We start from the raw sequence: 16810 nt of genomic DNA on the forward strand, positions 1-16810 counted from the left end.
GCCGGTCGCCGTGAAACCTAGGAAGCCGGGGTGGCCGCGACGCGGAAAGCCCGTGAACCCCTGATGAACCGCACACCGCGACCCGGCGGTCGAGGGGCTGGGCCCGCTCAACCGACCGGCAGCAGCTCCGCGACCAGGGCCTGCACCCGTGCATCGATCTCGTCGCGGATGCGGCGCACCACGTCCAGCGGCTGGCCGGCCGGGTCGTCGAGTTGCCAGTCGAGGTAGCGCTTGCCGGGGTGGACCGGACAGGCGTCGCCGCAGCCCATCGTGACGACGACGTCGCTGGCCTGCACGACCTCGGTCGTCAGCGGCTTCGGGAAGGCCTGCGCCAGATCGATTCCCAGCTCCGACATCACCTGCACCGCAGCAGGGTTCACCGCGCCCGTCGGCGCGCTGCCGGCGGACCGGACCAGGATGCGCCCCTGCGACCGGTGCTCGAGCAGTGCGGACGCCATCTGTGACCGGCCTGCGTTGTGCACACAGACGAACAGCACCTCGGGTCGCTCCTTCATCGGTCCTCCGGAGGGAACAGGCGGGTACGGGCGGCGAGCGAGAGGTAGACCAGCGCGACGAGCACCGGCACCTCGATGAGCGGCCCCACGACGCCGGCCAGGGCCTGCCCGGAGGTGACGCCGAAAACGCCGACCGCGACGGCGATGGCGAGCTCGAAGTTGTTGCCGGCGGCGGTGAAGGCGAGGGTGGCCGTCCGGGGATAGCCGAGTCCGAGCCGGTGGCCGAGCAGGAAGGACCCGCCCCACATCAGCGCGAAGTAGGCCAGCAGCGGCAGCGCGATCCGGGCGACGTCGGCAGGGGCCGAGGTGATGGCCTCGCCCTGCATGGCGAAGAGCACGACGATCGTGAACAGCAGTCCGTAGAGCGCGAAGGGGCCGAGCCGGGGCAGCAGGTGTTCCTCGTACCACTGCCGGCCGCGCGCCTGCTCACCGAGGCGGCGAGTGAGGTAGCCGGCCAACAGGGGGATCCCGAGGAAGACCAGCACCGAACCGGCGATCGACCACACCGTGACGTCGATGCCGTCGGACGGCAGGCCGAGCCAGCCCGGGAGCACCTCCAGGTAGAACCAGCCCAGTGCCGCGAAGGCGACGATCTGGAAGAGCGAGTTGACCGCCACGAGCACGGCGGCGGCCTCCCGGTCGCCGCAGGACAGGTCGTTCCAGATCAGCACCATCGCGATGCAGCGGGCCAGGCCGACGATGATCAGACCGGTGCGGTACTCCGGCAGGTCCGGCAGCAGCAGCCAGGCCAGCGCGAACATCAGCGCCGGGCCGAGCACCCAGTTGAGGACCAGCGACGCGACCAGCAGCCGCCGGTCGGAGGTCACCGCACCCAGCTCCCCGTAGCGGACCTTGGCCAGCACCGGGTACATCATCACGAGCAGGCCGAGGGCGATCGGCAGCGAGACGCCCTTGACCTGCACGGCCTCGAGCGCCCCGTCCAGCCCGTCGACCCCGCGGCCGAGCAGCAGACCGGCCGCCATCGCGAGCACGATCCACACCGGCAGGAAGCGGTCGAGGGTGGACAGCCGGGTGGCGACGGTCCTACCGGCGACCGGCTGCTCGGTGACGACGTCGCTCATCAACAGGCCCGCTTGACGGCGCGGCGGGCCTCGTCGGCCAGCGCCGTCAACCCGGCGGCCGCCGCCTCGAGAGCCTCGGGTCGCAAGCGGTAGTAGGTGAAGCGGCCGCACGGTTCTCTCTCGATCAGCCCTGCCTCGTGCAACACCTTGAGGTGATAGCTGATCAGCGGCTGCTTGGCGGTCAGCGCGTCGGCGAGGTGGCAGGTGCACAGCTGCTCGCGGGCCAGCAGCTCGACGATCCGGGAGCGCAGCGGATCGGCCAGCAGGCGTAACGCATCAGGCGTCGTTGACATCAGCACACGTTGAATCTAGATCTTCCCGCGGACTGTTGTTCCTGAGGAGCGGGACCCCGCGCGCCCGTTCATCGTCCGTTCATCTGCCTCACTCCGGAGCGTGATCCGGGCGCGATGATGCATTCATGTCCCGTTCACCAGGAGGCCGGCTGTGGGTCGTTCTGGCTGCCTAGCGTGCCTCCCGACGCGCTTCCACGGACCGAAAGAGGAACCCCCTGTGTTCTCCCTGACCAAGCGCAGCCGCCTCGCGGCCGCTGCTGTCGGCTGCTCCCTCACCCTGGCCGCCTGCGGCGGCGGCGGCTCCGGCGGCGAGGACGGTGGTTTGTCCGGCACCATCCAGATCGACGGGTCGAGCACCGTCGCCCCGCTGTCCGAGGCTGCCGCCGAAGGCTTCCAGGACGAGCACAGCGGAGTGACCGTGGCGGTCGGCACCTCCGGCACCGGTGGCGGCTTCGAGAAGTTCTGCGTCGGCGAGACCGACATCTCCAACGCCTCCCGCCCGATCAAGGAGGAGGAGGCCGCGGCCTGCGAGTCCAACGGTGTGCAGTACGAGGAGATTCAGGTCGCCAACGACGGCCTGGCCGTCGTCGTCAACCCGGACAACCCGATCGAGTGCATGACCGTCGAGCAGCTCACCAAGCTGTGGGCCCCGGGCTCGAAGGTGAGCAACTTCAAAGAGCTCGACCCCTCCTTCCCCGACCAGCAGATCAAGCTCTTCGGCGCGGGCACCGACTCCGGCACCTTCGACTACTTCACCGAGGAGATCAACGGCGAGACCGGCGCCATCCGCACCGACTACCAGCCCTCGGAGGACGACAACGTCACCGTCCAGGGCGTGCAGGGCAACCCCGGTGGTCTCGGCTTCTTCGGCCTGTCCTACGTCGAGGAGAACGCCGACGCCGTGAAGGCGATCGCGATCGACGGCGGCGCGGGCTGCGTCGAACCGAGCGTCGAGACGGTGCTCGACGGCACGTACACGCCGCTGGGCCGGCCGCTGTTCATCTACGCGACGACCGAGACGGTGGCGCGTCCGGAGGGCCTGGCCTTCCTGGAGTTCTACATCTCGGAGAACGACGCGATCACCGAGCAGGCGCTGTTCGTCCCGCTCTCGGACGAGCAGAAGTCCGAGGCGCTGGCCAAGATCGAGACGCTCAAGGGCTGACCGCTGACCGGCCCGGCCCCGCCCGCCGAGGGCGCAGGCCGGGCCGTCGGCGGTGCCCGGGTCGTGCGACCTGCACGGCATCCGCCAGACTGCTCGACGACCCTGCAACCCCGGAGCGCACGTGACATCCCTCCCGTACGCCGGCAGCTCGCCGGGACCGAGCACGGCCGAGCTGGCCCGGTCGCTGAAGCGGAGCTCGCCGCGCCACGGCGAGCGTCTCGTGGAGGGGCTGCTCTTCCTGGCGGCCGCGCTGTCGGTGCTCACCACGATCGGCATCGTGCTCTCGCTGCTGCAAGGGACCGTCGACTTCCTGCGCGAGATCCCGCTCACCGACTTCCTGTTCGGCACCGTCTGGACCCCGCTGTTCGCCAACGGCGAGTTCGGGGTCCTGCCGATCCTGTCGGCGACGCTGCTCATCACCGGCATCGCGATCGTGGTGGCCGCCCCGTTGGGGCTGGGTGCCGCCCTCTACCTCTCGGAGTACGCAGGCGAGCGCTCCCGCAAGATCCTCAAGCCGGTCCTCGAGGTGCTGGCCGGCATTCCCACGGTCGTCTACGGCTTCTTCGCCATCAGCTTCGTCACTCCGAGCCTGCTGCGGCCGATCTTCGGGGCCGAGGACATCGGCATCACCAACGCGCTGTCGGCCGGGCTGGTCATCGGCGTGCTGATCATCCCGATCATCGCCTCCCTGTCGGAGGACGCGCTGTCGGCCGTACCGCAGGCGATGCGTGACGGGGCGCTGGCGCTGGGCGCGACCCGCACCCGTGTTGCGCGCAAGGTCGTCCTGCCGGCCGCCCTGTCCGGCGTCACGGCCTCCTTCGTCCTCGCCCTGTCCCGGGCGATCGGCGAGACGATGGTGGTCGTCATCGCCGCCGGCTCGATCGCCCAGCTGACCGCCGACCCGCGCGAGCCGATGCAAACGATGACCGCCTTCATCGCCCAGGCCGCGTCCGGCGACCAGCCGACCGGCTCGCTCGGCTACAACACCCTCTTCGCCGTCGGGGCGCTGCTGTTCCTCATCACCCTGCTCGTCAACGTGCTCAGCATCCGCCTGGTCCGCCGCTTCCGTGAGGTGTACGAGTGACCGCCCGTAACGGGATCGACGCCGGGGTCGAGGCCGCCCGCGGCGACCGCGAGGCCAGCATGCTCGGCCGCGCCCGCGCATCGGAGCGCCTGTCCGGCAAGCTGTTCGAGCTCCTGCTCCTCAGCTGCCTGGCCTTCGGCGTGCTGGTGCTCGCGGTGCTGCTCCTGGACGTGGTCCGCGACGGCTGGCCGCGCTTCAACCTGGCGCTGATCCAGAACATGCCGTCCGGTCGACCGGCCCGGGCCGGGATCCAGTCGGCGATGATGGGCACCATCTGGGTGATCGCCACTGTCGCCGTCATCACGCTGCCGCTGGGCATCGCCGCGGCGGTCTACCTGGAGGAGTACGCCGACAAGTCCCGCTGGTACAACCGGGCGATCGAGCTGAACATCCAGAACCTCGCGGCTGTGCCGAGCGTCGTCTACGGCATCCTCGGGCTGGCCTTCTTCAACCGCGCGGCCGGCTTCAAGGGCTCGGTGCTGACGATCGCGCTCACGCTCTCGCTGCTGGTGCTGCCCATCGTGATCATCTCGTGCCGCGAGGCGATCCGGGCCATCCCGACCAGCATCCGTGAGGGCTCGCTCGCCCTGGGCGCCACCCGGCTGCAGACGGTGCGCCGGCAGATCCTGCCCAACGCCGTGCCCGGCACGGCCACCGGCTCCATCCTCGCGCTGTCCCGGGCGATCGGTGAGGCCGCGCCGGTCCTGATCGCCGCCAGCGGGTTGATCTTCCTGACCCGCAACCCCACCGACCTGCTCAGCCAGGCGACGGTGCTCCCGATCCAGATCTTCAACTACGTGAGCCGGCCGCAGGACGAGTTCCGTACCGTCGCGGCAGCGGGAATTCTGGTGCTGCTGGTCATCCTTCTGTTGATGAACACCGCCGCCATCCTGATCCGCAACAAGTACCAACGCAGGTGGTAGTCCCCGCGTCCGGGGCACCTGGCAGAGTCCTGAACCATGACCGACGACTCCGAGGCGAATGACGTGCCGGATCCCTCCGCTGCCCCCACCGAGACTCCGCTGCCCGCTCTGGGCGTCTCCGTCGGCCCGCACCGGTCACACGTCGAGGACGTGGCCGCGCCGACGCCGGACGGCACCTGGTCGGGCACGGCCACCGTGCCCGACCCGGTGCTGTCGGTGAAGAACCTCAACGTCCACTACGGGACGGCCCTCGCGGTGCGCGACGTCACCCTGGACATGGCCCGCTTCGAGATCACCGCGCTGATCGGTCCGTCCGGCTGTGGCAAGAGCACCGTGCTGCGTTGCCTGAACCGGATGAACGACCTGATCCCGTCCGCCCGCGTGTCGGGTTCGGTGACCTACCACGACCAGGACATCTACGCGCCGGACGTGGACGCCATCGAGGTGCGCCGCCGGATCGGCATGGTCTTCCAGAAGCCGAACCCGTTCCCGAAGTCGATCTGGGAGAACATCGCGTTCGGTCCCAAGGTCAACGGGGTGCGGAAGGCTCTCCTCGACGACATCGTCGAGGAGAGCCTGATCCGGGCAGCCCTCTGGGAGGAGGTGAAGGACAAGCTCAAGAGCAACGCCTACGGCCTGTCCGGCGGGCAGCAGCAGCGGCTGTGCATCGCCCGCGCGATCGCCACCAAGCCCGAGGTCATCCTGATGGATGAGCCCTGCTCGGCCCTCGACCCGATCGCCACGGCGAAGATCGAGGACCTCATGGAGGAGCTCAAGCGCGACTACACGATCATCATCGTGACCCACAACATGCAGCAGGCCGCCCGCGTCTCGGACCGCACCGCCTTCTTCACCGCCGAGGCCGACCCGACGACCGGCCAGCGCACCGGCCTGCTCGTGGAGGTCAACAACACCCGCAAGCTGTTCAGCAACCCCGACGACGCCCGCACCGAGGGCTACATCACCGGCCGTTTCGGCTGACCCAGCGCGCCCGCCCCTCAGCCCCGGCTGTACAGCACGTCGACGGCGTGCCGGCGGAAGCCCAGCCGCTCGTACGTCCGGACGGCGGGGGCGTTGGACTCGTCCACGTAGAGCAGCACCGAGGCCAGCCCACGGTTGCGCAGCGAGTGCAGGCCGACCAGCGTGAGCGCCGGGCCGAGCCCGCGGCCCTGCTCGGAGGGGTCGACGCCGACGATGTAGACCTCGCCGATCGGCGGGTGGTCGTGGTGCTGGTGGGCCGGATGCGGGTGGGACTGCCCGCCCTCGGGCTCGCGGTCGTGCTGGTGCGGTGCACCACCGTCGTGCCCCCCGTGCACCTTGGTCCAGTGGAAGCCGACCAGCCGGTGCTGACCGTCGACCACCCGCTCCGCGAGGAAGAAGCCCTCAGGGTCGAACCACGGCTCCTTCTCGCGCAGCTCGACCTCGTGCAGCCCCCACCCGCCCTGGTCCGGGTGCTCCGCGAAGGCCCGGTTGTTCAGCTCCGTCCACGCCTGCTCGTCCCGCCCGGGTGCGAAGGCCCGCACCGTGACACCGGCGGGGAGCACCGGCTCGGGCAGCGGCGTCGTGAGCGGCCGGCGCATCTGCAGCAGCACCCGGCTGCGCGCGAAACCCAGACCGCTCGCCAGCGTCGCCGCCGCCGGCAGGTCGCCGTGCGCCCACAGTCGCAGCCGGCCGTCGGGCGTCTGCCCGCTCAGCGCCGTCACCAGCGCCCGCCCCAGCCCGCGGCCACGGGCGGCGGGGGCGACCACCAGCTCGGCACTCGGGCCCTCCACCTGGTCGGTGACGTCCAGATGGGCGTACGCGAGCACCTCCCCGCCCTTGCGGACCAGCAGGTTGCGCACCTCCTCGTCGCCGCCGTACGGCAGGTGCAGCAGCACGTGCTCGGACAGCGGGGGCATGCCGTCCGCTGCCTCGGCCTGCGCGACGAGCTGGTGGACGGCCCGGACGTCCTCGGGGGTGAGGCGTCCGAGCACCTCGCAGCTCGTGGACATGGGGCGACGCTAGTCGCAGGCTCAGCCGGAGCCGGTGGGGGTGGCCGGCGGAGCCGGTGGAGCCGGTGGGGGCAGCGCGAGCAGCTCCTCGTAATCCTTGCGGGTGAAGGGGCCGAAGGACAGCAGGCCGTCGCCGCGAGGCACCTGCAGGTCCACCCCGTCGGCCCGGAAGCGCACCGCCCGGGCGCGCCCGGGCGCGGTGAGGGTCGTCACGATCTGGGCGTACCCCAGCGGCGGCGTGGTGTTCTGGGTCGCCGTCTCGCCGAGGGTCACCACGGCGGTTCCGCTCGGCCCGACCTCGACGTCCTCGACCGTGAAGCTGCCGGGCAGCCGGGTGCCGGTGCCCTCGGCGATCTGTTCCTGGGTCGGACCCTCCAGCAGCAGGGCGAGCAGCTCGTCGATCGACGGCCGGCGCTCGACGGCGCGGGTGGTGAACACCACCTGGCCGTCGCGGACGAAGTAGAGCGGCACCAGCCCGTCCCCTCGTGGCGGCTCCGGCTCCTGTGAGCGGTAGAAGTTGAAGGGCGCCGCGGCCGGGTCCAGGGCGCGCGGTCCCTCGTCCTCGGAGACGCCGCAGCCGGCCAGCAGGAGCGCCAGCGCGACGACCGGTGTGAGCTGCCTCATGACGGCTCCCCGGGGAGGGTGACCCGGAAGCGGGCACCACCGCCGGGCCGGTCGAGCACCTCGACGGTGCCGCGATGGGCCTGCACGTGCTGGGCCACCAGGGCCAGCCCGAGGCCGGTCCCCTCGCTGCCGCCACGCATGCTCGAGGCGCGCCCACGGGCGAACCGGTCGAAGACCAGCTCGCGCTCGTCCAGCGGGACGCCCGCCCCCTCGTCGTCCACCTCGAGCACCAGCGTGTCGTCCCGGATGTCCAGCCCGACCCGGACCACGCCCCCGCCGTGCTTCGCGGCGTTCTCGACGAGGTTGGCGAGCACCTGTTCGTACCTCCGCGGGTCGACGTCGAGAACCTCGGCGGTGCCACCGGTGTCCAGCACCTCCGGGGGCAGCCGGTGCACGGCGAGCAGCGCCTGGGTCAGGGCGACGACGTCGGTCGGCCGGCGCTCGGCCGGGCGGTCGGAGCGGGCCAGCTCGAGCAGGTCGGTCACCAGCGACTCGAAGCGGGCCACCTCCGCACTCAGCAGGTCCACCGCGGCCGCGCTCCGCCCGTCCAGCTCGCTGCGGCGGCGGTCGAGCACGCTGGTCGCCGCCGACAGCGTCTGCAACGGGGAGCGCAGCTCGTGGCTGACGTCGGCCGCGAAGCGCCGGTCGGCCTCCGAGCGCGCGGACACCTCGTCGACCATCCGGTTGAAGGCCCGCGCCAGCTTGTCCAGATCAGGGTCGGTCTCCCGGGCGACCCGTGCCGTGAAGTCGCCGGAGGCGATACTGCCGGCCGCCGCGGCGGCGGAGGCCAGCGGGCTGAGCACCCGCCGGCTGATCCACCAGCCGACCGACGCGCCGGCAACGGTGGTGGCGAGGGCGACCAGCCCCAAGATCGTCGCGAGCACCCGCAGGGTGCGTTCGAGTTCGGTCAGCGGGTTGACCTCGTAGTACGACGCGTACACCGTCGGCAGGGGGACACCGACGACCAGCGCGTGGCTCTCGCGCAGCGGAACGCGCTGGACGGCCGGTGTGCCGTCATCGACCATCCGCTGCAGCGCCGGCGGGATCGCGCCGGTGAGGCCGTTGTCGGCGCCGCGGGAGTACCACTGCCCGTCGCGGCGCACCAGCGGCCGGCGCACGTCGCCGGTGTCGAGATTGCGCAGGGCCACCTCGATGTCGGGGTTGTCCCCGCCCAGGTCCGGCCGGATGTAGGCCGCGTCGAGATAGGCCGCGCGCACCGCGCCGCGCTCCCGCTCGTCCAGCAGCGCCTCGCGGGTCAGGGAGTAGGTCGCGACAGCCAGCGACGTCGACAGCACCAGCGCGCCGACGCCGAAGACGGCGGTGATCCGGGCCCGCAGGCCGGTGCGCCTCACCGGGCCCCGGTCACCCGGCTGCGGTCACCACCGCTGTGCCTCACGGGCTGAGCTTGTAGCCCAGGCCCCGGACGGTCACCAGGTGGGTGGGGTTGGCCGGGTCGCGCTCGACCTTGCGGCGCAGTCGGCCCATGTGCACGTCGACCAGCCGTTCGTCGCCGTAGACGTCGTAGCCCCACACCCGGTCGAGCAGCTGCTGGCGGCTCAGCACCCGACCGCTCTGATCGGCCAGCTCGCAGAGCAACCGGAACTCGGTACGGGTCAGGTGCACCTGCTCCTCGCCGAGCAACACCTCGCCGGCCTCGGGCCGCAGCTCGATCTCGCCGAAGCTCAGCACCTTCGGGGCGTCCTCGCCGCTGCCGCTCGCGCGTCGGCGTAGCGCCCGGAGCCGGGCGGACAGCTCCTTGACCGCAACCGGCTTCACGACGTAGTCGTCGGCGCCGGCCTCGAGCGCTGCCACCACGTCGTGCGTGTCGTCCCGGGCACTCACCACGACGACCGGCACGTCGCCCAGGCGGCGCAGCGAGCGGATGCAGTCGAAGCCGTCCATGCCAGGAAGCATCAGGTCGACCAGCACGAGGTCTGCGGGATTCGCCCGGTGCTCGGCCAGGCCTTCCTCGGCTGTCGCCATGTCCCGCACCGTGTAGCCCTCGTCCTCGAGGGCGAGACGCAGGGACAGGCGGATCCGGTCGTCGTCCTCGATGATCAGCAGGCGGGGCACGGGGCCATGCTGCCAGGTGCGTGCGCCGCCGCGGGCTGGGCGGCCACACCGGCGGACACGCCGGCGGCCACACCGGCGGTCTCCGCCAGGGTCGAGCCGGGACCGTCGGGCGCCACGACGTCGACTCCGTCGGGCAGGAAGCGGGCCAGCCGGTGACAGCCGACCACGGCGAACGCCGCCTCGTCGTCGTAGGAGATCAGCCCGCCCAGGTCGACGACCAGGCGCGAGCAGCCGCACTTCACGACGTCGGCCGCGGCGTGCAGGACGTCGCGGGCTGCCGAGTCGTCGAGGTGACCGGACAGGCGGAGCCGGGCAGCGCCGGCGGCGGGTGCATCGAGCGCGAGGGTGAACACGGCGCAGATAGTTGCTGCGCCGTGCGACGGAGCGGGTGCCGTCGTGTGACGGTTGGATGACGGCGACGGGGTGCGCGCGGACCGTCACCGGACCGTCACAGGAGGGACCGGTGACCGCCACCTGCTCCCGGCACGGTGGGCTCTGCCGGCGGGAATCCGCACCGCCGGACCGGACGATCGGCAGGCCCGCATGACCGCCGCCACCCCGCTGCAGAACGCCACCGTGACGGTGCAGGTACGCGGCGACCTGGACCTGGCCTCGGTGGCCCGGGTGCGGGAGCGGCTGCACGACGCGCTGAGCTGCAAGCCGGCGCGCCTGGTGGTGGACCTGAGTGACTGCCCGTTCATCGACGCCAGCGCCCTGACGATGCTGGTCGACGTGCACCGCCGGGTCTGGCGGGCCGGCGGCGTGCTGGTCCTGTGCGGCTGCTCGCCCAGGGTGCTGCGGCTGCTGTCGCTGACCGGCCTGCGCCGGGTCTTCGAGATCGAGGAGTGAGCCAGGACGGCACCAGCAAGGGTTCCGCGAGCGTCGCACTCAGCTGAGACGTCGGGCTACACCAGCGCGGGCTCGTCCTCGGCCAGCGCCGAGATCGGCGGTGTCACGAACTTGTAGCCCACGTGCCGGACCGTACCGATCAGCTGCTCGTGCTCGGCACCCAGCTTCGCGCGCAACCGCCGGACGTGCACGTCGACCGTACGGGTGCCGCCGTAGTAGTCGTAGCCCCACACCTCCTGCAGCAGCTGCGCCCGGGTGAAGACCCGCCCCGGGTGCTGCGCGAGGTACTTCAGCAGCTCGAACTCCTTGAACGTCAGGTCCAGCACCCGCCCGCGCAGCCGGCAAGTGTAGGTCCCCTCGTCGATGGTCAGCTCCCCGGCGCGCACGACCCCGGGGTCACTGGCCGGCGCCGCCTCGGTCTTGCGCCCGGTGGCCAGCCGCAGCCGGGCGTCGACCTCGGCCGGACCGGCGCTGTCGAGCAGCACGTCGTCGACTCCCCACTCGGCCGTCAACGCGATCAGGCCGCCCTCGGTGAGCACAGCGAGCAGCGGTGCGGTCAGCCCGGTCGTGCGCAGCAGGCGGCACAGCGAGCGGGCGGCGGCCAGATCCTTGCGGGCGTCGACCAGCACGGCGTCGGACGGGGGGGCGCTCAGCAGGGCGGAGACCTCGGCGGGCGCGACGCGTACCGGATGGCCGAGCAGGGCCAGCGCCGGGAGCACCTCGGAGGAGGGGGTCAGCGCGTTGGTCAGCAGCAGCAGCGTGGACACGGGCATCCTCCTCTGGCCCGCCCGAGCGGCCCTCGTGGGAGAGGCGCCGTTGCCTCGTCAGCGCAGGGTAGACCCTGATGCAGGATGGGGCCGTGCTCGTATCCCTAAGTCTCCTGCGCGCCACCGCCCGGGGCGGGTCGCCCTCGCTGCCGGACGTCCCGGGCGCCACCGCCCGCGGCGGCTCGCCCGCTTCACTGGCACTCGGATGAGCACGACGATCCGGTACTGGGCGGGCGCCCGCGCGGCTGCGGGTGTCGCCTCCGAGCAGACGTCCGCCGACACGTTGGCCGAGGCGCTGCTGCTGGCGCGTTCGGGCCGCGGCGAGCGGTTCTCGACGGTGCTCGATGTCTGTTCGTTCGTCGTCGACGGCGACCCTGTCGGGATGCGTGACCCCGCCGCGGTGCCGCTGGCCGACGGTGGCCTGGTCGACGTGCTGCCGCCGTTCGCCGGCGGTTGACCGCAGCGCGCTGTCCCGGAAGCGCGGTGCAGGCCTCCGCTGGGTGACTCTCTTCTGCAGTGCGCGGTGCAGCCGCCCGCTGGTCGGCACTCTTCCGCAGCGCGTTGTGCAGGAGAGGTCATATCCGCGCGATTCTTGACCTCTCCTGCACACCTCGCTGACCGGACACAGGCCCGCCGCCTCCTCGCGCCGCGCCGGCACTCTGGCAGGATCGCCCCGGTGAGCGAGGAGCAGCGCACCCCGGCGAATGCCGCCCGTCGCGGTGGTACCGGCGCAGACCGGACCGCCCGCGACTGGGTCGGCAGCAATGAGCCCGAGCCGCCGGAGTACTCCGCCGGGCCCGATGTCGCTGCCGGCCCCGGTACCGGCGTCGCTCCGGCCGGCGAGGCCACAGGCGGTCGGGGCGCCGGCGACTCGGCCGTGGGCACCACGACGTCCCCAGCGGACACCACGATCGGGCCGGTGGGCGCGTCGGCTGGGCCACGCAACGGATCGGCAACCGGCGGATCGGCAACCAACCGATCGGCAACCGGCGGATCGGGGCCGCGGTCGGTCGTCCGCGCGACCGGGCCGCCCCGGCGGCCGGCCATGGTCGTCCAGGGCCTGTGGCCGGCGCTGCTGGCCGGCGCGCTGCTCGCCGCCACCGTCTTCGGGCTGCTGCCGCTCGCGGTCGCGGTGCTGGGCCTGCAGGTCTTCCTCGTCCTCGGCGCCCTCGCCCTGCTCGACGCACCCGCCTCCGGTGGCGCCTTCCTCGTCGCGACCGCCACGACCGTGGCCGCCGACGTGGTCGTGCTCACCGGCGACGGCCGGATCACGGGGCTGGCCGGCGTGGTCGGACTCGGGCTGGTGGCCTCGCTGGTGCACCAGCTGGTCCGCAGGGGACGCAGCCGGGTCACCGAGTCCCTGGCCGACACCCTGGTTGTCCTCGTCGTCTCGGTGGCCGCCGCCTGCCTGCTCGCCCTACGCCAGGTGGACGGTGGTGAGCAGGTCCTGCTGGTCAGCCTGGCCGCGGCCGGCGGGGTGTTGCTGCTCGGCCGGATCGGCGACTGGATTGCGCCGCGTCCGATGCTCGCCGTCGGCTCGACCCGCGGCTGGCCGGGGCTGCTCCTCGGCCTCGGCGCCGGGATGGCGGTCGCCGTCGCCGTCGCGGATGCCGGCCTGGGCGACGGGAACTTGCCGCTGCATTCGGCTGCCCTGCTCGGTCTCGTGATCGCCTCCACCGTCGCCACAGCCGATCTCGCCGTCGACCTCGGCGCGGCCGAGCTTCGGGCCGGCTGGCGCGACGCCCGCCGCGTAGCCGCTCTGCGCCCGACCGCGCTCCTGCTCCCGTACGCCGTGCTCGGGCCGATCGCCCTGCTCGCCGGTCGGTTGGTCCTGCCGTGAAGCGCATCGCGATCTCCCTCGTCGTCCTGCTCGGGCTGCTCCTCGTCGCCGACCGGGCCGCTGCGGCTTTCGCGGCGCAGGCCGTCGCGGCGCAGGCGCAGGCCGCTGCCGGGCTGCGGTCGGAGCCCGACGTCGACGTCGGCGGCTTCCCGTTCCTCACGCAGGCGCTGGCCGGGAGATACACCCGGGTGGAGGTCCGTGCGGACGTGGTGACCGCCGGCGAGATCACCCTGAACCGCCTGGAGGCGACGCTGGACGGCGCGCAGGTACCGCTGTCCGACGCGCTGTCCGGCTCGGTCGAGCAGGTGCCCGTCGACGGCATCCGGGCCCGGGCGGTCGTGGGCTACGACGAGCTGTCCCGGCGCTCGGGTGACCGGCAACTGGTCGTCTCCCCGGCCGGTGGGCAGCTGCGGGTGACTGGCAGCGTCCAGGTGCTCGGGCGCGAGGTATCGGCCACCGCCCTGTCCGACGTCGAGGTCGTGGAGGGCGACCTGGTGGTGAGTGCTCAGTCCTTCGAGGTCGGTCACGAGGCGGTGGACGAGCTGCTCACCCGAGCTCTGCGCGGCCGGCTGGACCTGCGGATACCGGTGACCGGGCTGCCGTACGGCCTGCAGGTCACCGGTGTCGAGGTGCAGGCGGAGGGCCTGGTCTTCCTCGCCAGCTCGGGCCCGACGGTGTTGCGCGGGCGCTGAAGACGCGCCGCAGGTTCTGCCGCATCTCCCGCACCCCCACCGGCGCCCGAGGCGGTCACGGCGGCGCCATGAGCGACAGCCCCGGGAAGCGAGCGCAGCCGCGGTCGCGGGTGGCGAGCCAGGCGCCGTGGGACAGCGCGAGTGCCGCCAGCCAGGCATCCGGAACCAGGTTTCCGCGCAGCCCGTCGTCGTCGCGCAGCAAGGCTCCGAAGGTCTGCCAGGTGGCAGCGGTGGCCGGCACCTGTACGGCCGCTGGCGCCCGGCGAACGGCCTCGACGAAGTCGAGCGCGACGGCAGGCGGTGCCGGGTCGGAGAACACCCGCCGGTGCGTCAGGACGCGTAGACAGCCGGTGAGCACGACATCGGCAAGACCGACTGGCCGCGGGCCTGCAAGAACCTCCTGCAACCACCGCGCGGACGCGGCATGCCTCGCAGCGTCCCGGTGCCCGGCCTCGACCAGCACGTTGACGTCCAGCAGGATCACTCCATCGCCCCCGCGAGAGCCTCGCGGTCGTCGAGGTCGACGAGCACCCGGCCGCCGCCCGTGCCGTGCGCCGGGAGCTGGACGGGGGCGGGCGACGCGGAGGGACGTAGCACCGCGCGCAGTCCTTCCTCGACGAGACTGGTGAACGTGCGGCCCTCTCGGGCTGCGCGGCTCTTCGCGGCCTCCACGAGCCCGTCGGGCAGGTTCAGCGTGGTCCTCATGCAGATCAGCATACGCAAGGATCTGCATGTATGCACCCGCGGGTGGCTGAGCCAGCCGGCCGTGACCTGGTCGCCGTTCCGGTACGGGAAGCGCCCCGGGTGGGCGAGCGTTGCGCAACAGCGTGACCGGTCTGGAGATCCTCGCGGGCGTGCTCGTGCTGAGCACCGCCGTCGGGCTCGTGCACCGGGCCCGCAGCGGGCGGATGCGCCTCGACCGGGCATCGGAGGCCAGCCTGCGCAGCGTCCTGGCCGGGCTGGGCGCCGAACCGGGCCGGCGGGCCACCCTGCTGCAGTTCTCCAGCGCGTTCTGCGCCCCCTGCCGGGCGACCCGCCGGGTCCTCACCGAGGTGACCGAGCTCGTGCCCGGCGTGACCCACGTCGAGGTCGACGCCGAGCAGCACCTGGACCTGGTGCGCCGGCTCGGGGTCCTGAAAACCCCTACCACCCTTGTCCTGGACGCGGCAGCCGTCGAGATCCGGCGGGCCTCCGGGCAGCCCCGCAAGGCCGACGTGCTCGCCGCGCTCGGTTCCGCGCTACCGTGAGCACCATGCTGGTCCTGGTCAAGCGTCGCGTGGTGGACTTCTGCCGCGTCGACAGCTGCCTGTGTCCGTCCTCCTGACCTGGCCGGAGGACCGACACACTCAGGAGAGACCCATGATCGACCCGAGAGGGCCGCGCTTCGCGGCCTGGATCACCACGTTCGTGCTCGCCGCGGTGCTGATCACCGGCAACGCGTACCTGCTCGCCGCACAGGCGGTCGTCTTCGCGCTGGGCGCAGCTGGCCGCAATCCGTACGCCCTGTTCTGGAAGCACGGCCTGCCGAGGCTCGGCGTGCACCGCACGCCGCCGGCCGAGCTCGAGCCGGCAACGCCGCCGCGGTTCGCCCAGGCGGTCGGGCTCGTGTTCGCCCTCGTGGCCCTCGTCGGCTTCGCCGCCGGCGCGACCGTCGTCGGGCTGCTCGCGACCGGCGCGGCGCTGGCTGCGGCCTTCCTCAACGCGGCCTTCGGCATCTGCCTGGGCTGCGAGATGTATCTGCTCGTCAAGCGCACCACCAACCGTGAAGGAGCTACCGCATGAGCCGCGCCGACGTGCTCGTCGATGCCGACTGGGCCGAGGCCCACCTGGACGACCCGAAGGTGGTGTTCGTCGAAGTCGACGAGGACGTGTCCGCCTACGACGGCGGGCACATCAAGAACGCCGTCCGGCTGGACTGGACGACCGAGCTCCAGCAGCCGGAGGCCCGCGACCTGATCGACCAGGACGACTTCTCGAAGCTGATGAGCGCCAAGGGCATCGGCAACGACGACACCGTCGTGCTCTACGGCGGCAACAACAACTGGTTCGCCGCCTACGCCTACTGGCAGTTCAAGCTGTACGGGCACCAGAGCGTCCAGCTGCTCGACGGCGGGCGCAAGAAGTGGGAGCTCGACGGCCGCGAGCTGGTGAAGGACGTGCCGCAGCGCGCGACCACCGGCTACCGGGCCAAGGCCCCCGACCTGTCGATCCGGGCGTTCCGGGACGAGGTCGTGGCCAGCATCGGCAGCAAGAACCTTGTCGACGTGCGCAGCCCGGACGAGTTCAGCGGCAAGATCAAGGCGCCGGCGCACCTGCCGCAGGAGCAGAGCCAGCGGGCCGGCCACGTGCCGTCCGCGATCAATATTCCGTGGAGCAAGGCCGCCGCCGACGACGGCACCTTCCGCGGCGACGAGGAGCTGGCCAAGCTCTACGGCGACGAGGGCTTCAAGGACGGGACCCCGACGATCGCGTACTGCCGCATCGGCGAGCGCTCCTCGCACACCTGGTTCGTGCTGCACGAGATCCTCGGCAAGGGCGACGTGAAGAACTACGACGGCAGCTGGGCCGAGTACGGCTCGCTCATCGGCGTGCCGATCCAGAAGGACGTCTGATGTGCGGCGCGCCTGACCAGGACACGCTCCCCGCGCTCGAGGTGTCGCAGAACGAGGCGGTCATCCACGGCTTCGTGCGGCGGGACGGCTCACCGCTGCCCGGCGCCTATGTCCGGCTGCTCGGCTCGACCGGCGACTTCACCGCCGAGGTGCAGGCCTCCGCCACCGGCTACTTCCGCTTCTACGCCGCCGACGGCGAGTGGACGCTGCGCACGCTCTACCCGGGCGGATCGGTCGACACCGCCGTACAGGCGGCCAAGGGCACGGCCGTCGAGGCGGCCGTCGAGGTGCCCGCCTGAGTCG

General features: G+C 72.1%; 22 protein-coding genes and 1 pseudogene. 12 read left to right on the forward strand and 11 right to left on the reverse strand.

Annotated features, from left to right (window positions below):
* Window positions 1-107 precede the first annotated feature (107 nt).
* The 3 genes and pseudogenes from WD794_00130 to WD794_00140 all read right to left on the reverse strand — a co-directional run bounded on the left by WD794_00130 (window position 108) and on the right by WD794_00140 (window position 1890).
* Window positions 108-512 (reverse strand): annotated as a pseudogene (locus WD794_00130) (arsenate reductase ArsC).
* Window positions 512-1597, reverse strand: a complete 1086-nt coding sequence (arsB, locus tag WD794_00135; GenBank protein MEX2288718.1) for an ACR3 family arsenite efflux transporter — start codon at window positions 1595-1597, stop codon at window positions 512-514. The pseudogene WD794_00130 and the gene arsB overlap by 1 nt, the downstream one beginning before the upstream one ends.
* Window positions 1597-1890 carry a metalloregulator ArsR/SmtB family transcription factor gene (locus WD794_00140; protein MEX2288719.1) on the reverse strand — a complete coding sequence of 98 codons (294 nt, stop codon included), beginning with the start codon at window positions 1888-1890 and terminating at the stop codon, window positions 1597-1599. The genes arsB and WD794_00140 overlap by 1 nt, the downstream gene beginning before the upstream one ends.
* A 217-nt stretch (window positions 1891-2107) precedes the next feature.
* Between WD794_00140 and WD794_00145 the strand changes: the two genes are divergently transcribed.
* The 4 genes from WD794_00145 to pstB all read left to right on the forward strand — a co-directional run bounded on the left by WD794_00145 (window position 2108) and on the right by pstB (window position 6040).
* The gene (locus WD794_00145; GenBank protein MEX2288720.1) at window positions 2108-3052 is read left to right on the forward strand and encodes a PstS family phosphate ABC transporter substrate-binding protein; all 945 of its coding nucleotides are present in this window, start codon (window positions 2108-2110) and stop codon (window positions 3050-3052) included.
* Between the two features lie 121 nt (window positions 3053-3173).
* Entirely contained in the window at window positions 3174-4136 is a 963-nt protein-coding gene (pstC, locus tag WD794_00150) for a phosphate ABC transporter permease subunit PstC (GenBank protein MEX2288721.1), read from the forward strand.
* The gene (gene pstA, locus WD794_00155; GenBank protein MEX2288722.1) at window positions 4133-5059 is read left to right on the forward strand and encodes a phosphate ABC transporter permease PstA; all 927 of its coding nucleotides are present in this window, start codon (window positions 4133-4135) and stop codon (window positions 5057-5059) included. Before pstC ends, pstA begins: the two co-directional genes overlap by 4 nt.
* Before the next feature lie 36 nt (window positions 5060-5095).
* Window positions 5096-6040, forward strand: coding sequence for a phosphate ABC transporter ATP-binding protein PstB (pstB, locus tag WD794_00160; GenBank protein MEX2288723.1), 945 nt, complete (start codon window positions 5096-5098; stop codon window positions 6038-6040).
* Window positions 6041-6057: 17 nt separating this feature from the next.
* Here pstB and mshD read toward each other — a convergent pair whose 3' ends face one another.
* The 5 genes from mshD to WD794_00185 are packed head-to-tail and all read right to left on the reverse strand — an operon-like array spanning window position 6058 to window position 10100.
* Window positions 6058-7050, reverse strand: coding sequence for a mycothiol synthase (mshD, locus tag WD794_00165; GenBank protein MEX2288724.1), 993 nt, complete (start codon window positions 7048-7050; stop codon window positions 6058-6060).
* A gap of 21 nt (window positions 7051-7071) precedes the next feature.
* On the reverse strand, window positions 7072-7674 hold the full coding sequence (locus WD794_00170; protein MEX2288725.1) for a GerMN domain-containing protein: 603 nt from the start codon (window positions 7672-7674) through the stop codon (window positions 7072-7074).
* Window positions 7671-9026 carry a HAMP domain-containing sensor histidine kinase gene (locus WD794_00175; protein MEX2288726.1) on the reverse strand — a complete coding sequence of 452 codons (1356 nt, stop codon included), beginning with the start codon at window positions 9024-9026 and terminating at the stop codon, window positions 7671-7673. The genes WD794_00170 and WD794_00175 overlap by 4 nt, the downstream gene beginning before the upstream one ends.
* 40 nt (window positions 9027-9066) lie before the next feature.
* Window positions 9067-9747 (reverse strand): response regulator transcription factor, encoded by a 681-nt coding sequence (locus WD794_00180; GenBank protein MEX2288727.1) that lies wholly within the window; start codon window positions 9745-9747, stop codon window positions 9067-9069.
* Complete coding sequence (locus tag WD794_00185) at window positions 9732-10100, reverse strand: hypothetical protein (protein ID MEX2288728.1); 369 nt, start codon at window positions 10098-10100, stop codon at window positions 9732-9734. Before WD794_00185 ends, WD794_00180 begins: the two co-directional genes overlap by 16 nt.
* Before the next feature lie 190 nt (window positions 10101-10290).
* Here WD794_00185 and WD794_00190 point away from each other — a divergent pair, with 190 nt between their 5' ends.
* Complete coding sequence (locus WD794_00190) at window positions 10291-10596, forward strand: STAS domain-containing protein (protein ID MEX2288729.1); 306 nt, start codon at window positions 10291-10293, stop codon at window positions 10594-10596.
* A gap of 56 nt (window positions 10597-10652) precedes the next feature.
* On the opposite strand, the gene WD794_00195 is transcribed toward WD794_00190, so the two are convergent.
* Window positions 10653-11363 carry a response regulator transcription factor gene (locus WD794_00195; protein MEX2288730.1) on the reverse strand — a complete coding sequence of 237 codons (711 nt, stop codon included), beginning with the start codon at window positions 11361-11363 and terminating at the stop codon, window positions 10653-10655.
* 205 nt (window positions 11364-11568) lie between these two features.
* Here WD794_00195 and WD794_00200 point away from each other — a divergent pair, with 205 nt between their 5' ends.
* From WD794_00200 to WD794_00210, 3 genes are all read left to right on the forward strand, one after another.
* Window positions 11569-11820, forward strand: coding sequence for a MoaD/ThiS family protein (locus tag WD794_00200; protein ID MEX2288731.1), 252 nt, complete (start codon window positions 11569-11571; stop codon window positions 11818-11820).
* 219 nt (window positions 11821-12039) lie between these two features.
* Window positions 12040-13203 (forward strand): hypothetical protein, encoded by a 1164-nt coding sequence (locus tag WD794_00205; GenBank protein MEX2288732.1) that lies wholly within the window; start codon window positions 12040-12042, stop codon window positions 13201-13203.
* On the forward strand, window positions 13200-13895 hold the full coding sequence (locus tag WD794_00210; GenBank protein MEX2288733.1) for a DUF2993 domain-containing protein: 696 nt from the start codon (window positions 13200-13202) through the stop codon (window positions 13893-13895). Before WD794_00205 ends, WD794_00210 begins: the two co-directional genes overlap by 4 nt.
* 55 nt (window positions 13896-13950) lie before the next feature.
* On the opposite strand, the gene WD794_00215 is transcribed toward WD794_00210, so the two are convergent.
* Both WD794_00215 and WD794_00220 read right to left on the reverse strand, forming a co-directional pair.
* Complete coding sequence (locus WD794_00215) at window positions 13951-14379, reverse strand: TA system VapC family ribonuclease toxin (GenBank protein MEX2288734.1); 429 nt, start codon at window positions 14377-14379, stop codon at window positions 13951-13953.
* Window positions 14376-14600 (reverse strand): antitoxin, encoded by a 225-nt coding sequence (locus WD794_00220; protein MEX2288735.1) that lies wholly within the window; start codon window positions 14598-14600, stop codon window positions 14376-14378. The genes WD794_00215 and WD794_00220 overlap by 4 nt, the downstream gene beginning before the upstream one ends.
* A gap of 122 nt (window positions 14601-14722) precedes the next feature.
* Here WD794_00220 and WD794_00225 point away from each other — a divergent pair, with 122 nt between their 5' ends.
* From WD794_00225 to WD794_00240, 4 genes are all read left to right on the forward strand, one after another.
* On the forward strand, window positions 14723-15142 hold the full coding sequence (locus WD794_00225; protein ID MEX2288736.1) for a thioredoxin family protein: 420 nt from the start codon (window positions 14723-14725) through the stop codon (window positions 15140-15142).
* A 112-nt stretch (window positions 15143-15254) separates the two neighbouring features.
* Window positions 15255-15677, forward strand: a complete 423-nt coding sequence (locus tag WD794_00230) for a DUF4395 domain-containing protein (GenBank protein MEX2288737.1) — start codon at window positions 15255-15257, stop codon at window positions 15675-15677.
* A complete protein-coding gene (locus WD794_00235) occupies window positions 15674-16507 on the forward strand; it encodes a sulfurtransferase (GenBank protein ID MEX2288738.1) in 834 nt (277 codons plus the stop codon). Before WD794_00230 ends, WD794_00235 begins: the two co-directional genes overlap by 4 nt.
* Complete coding sequence (locus WD794_00240) at window positions 16507-16806, forward strand: DUF1416 domain-containing protein (GenBank protein ID MEX2288739.1); 300 nt, start codon at window positions 16507-16509, stop codon at window positions 16804-16806. Before WD794_00235 ends, WD794_00240 begins: the two co-directional genes overlap by 1 nt.
* Window positions 16807-16810: the final 4 nt, after the last annotated feature.

The organism is Mycobacteriales bacterium (assembly GCA_040902655.1).
Lineage (GTDB): Bacteria > Actinomycetota > Actinomycetes > Mycobacteriales > SCTD01 > SCTD01.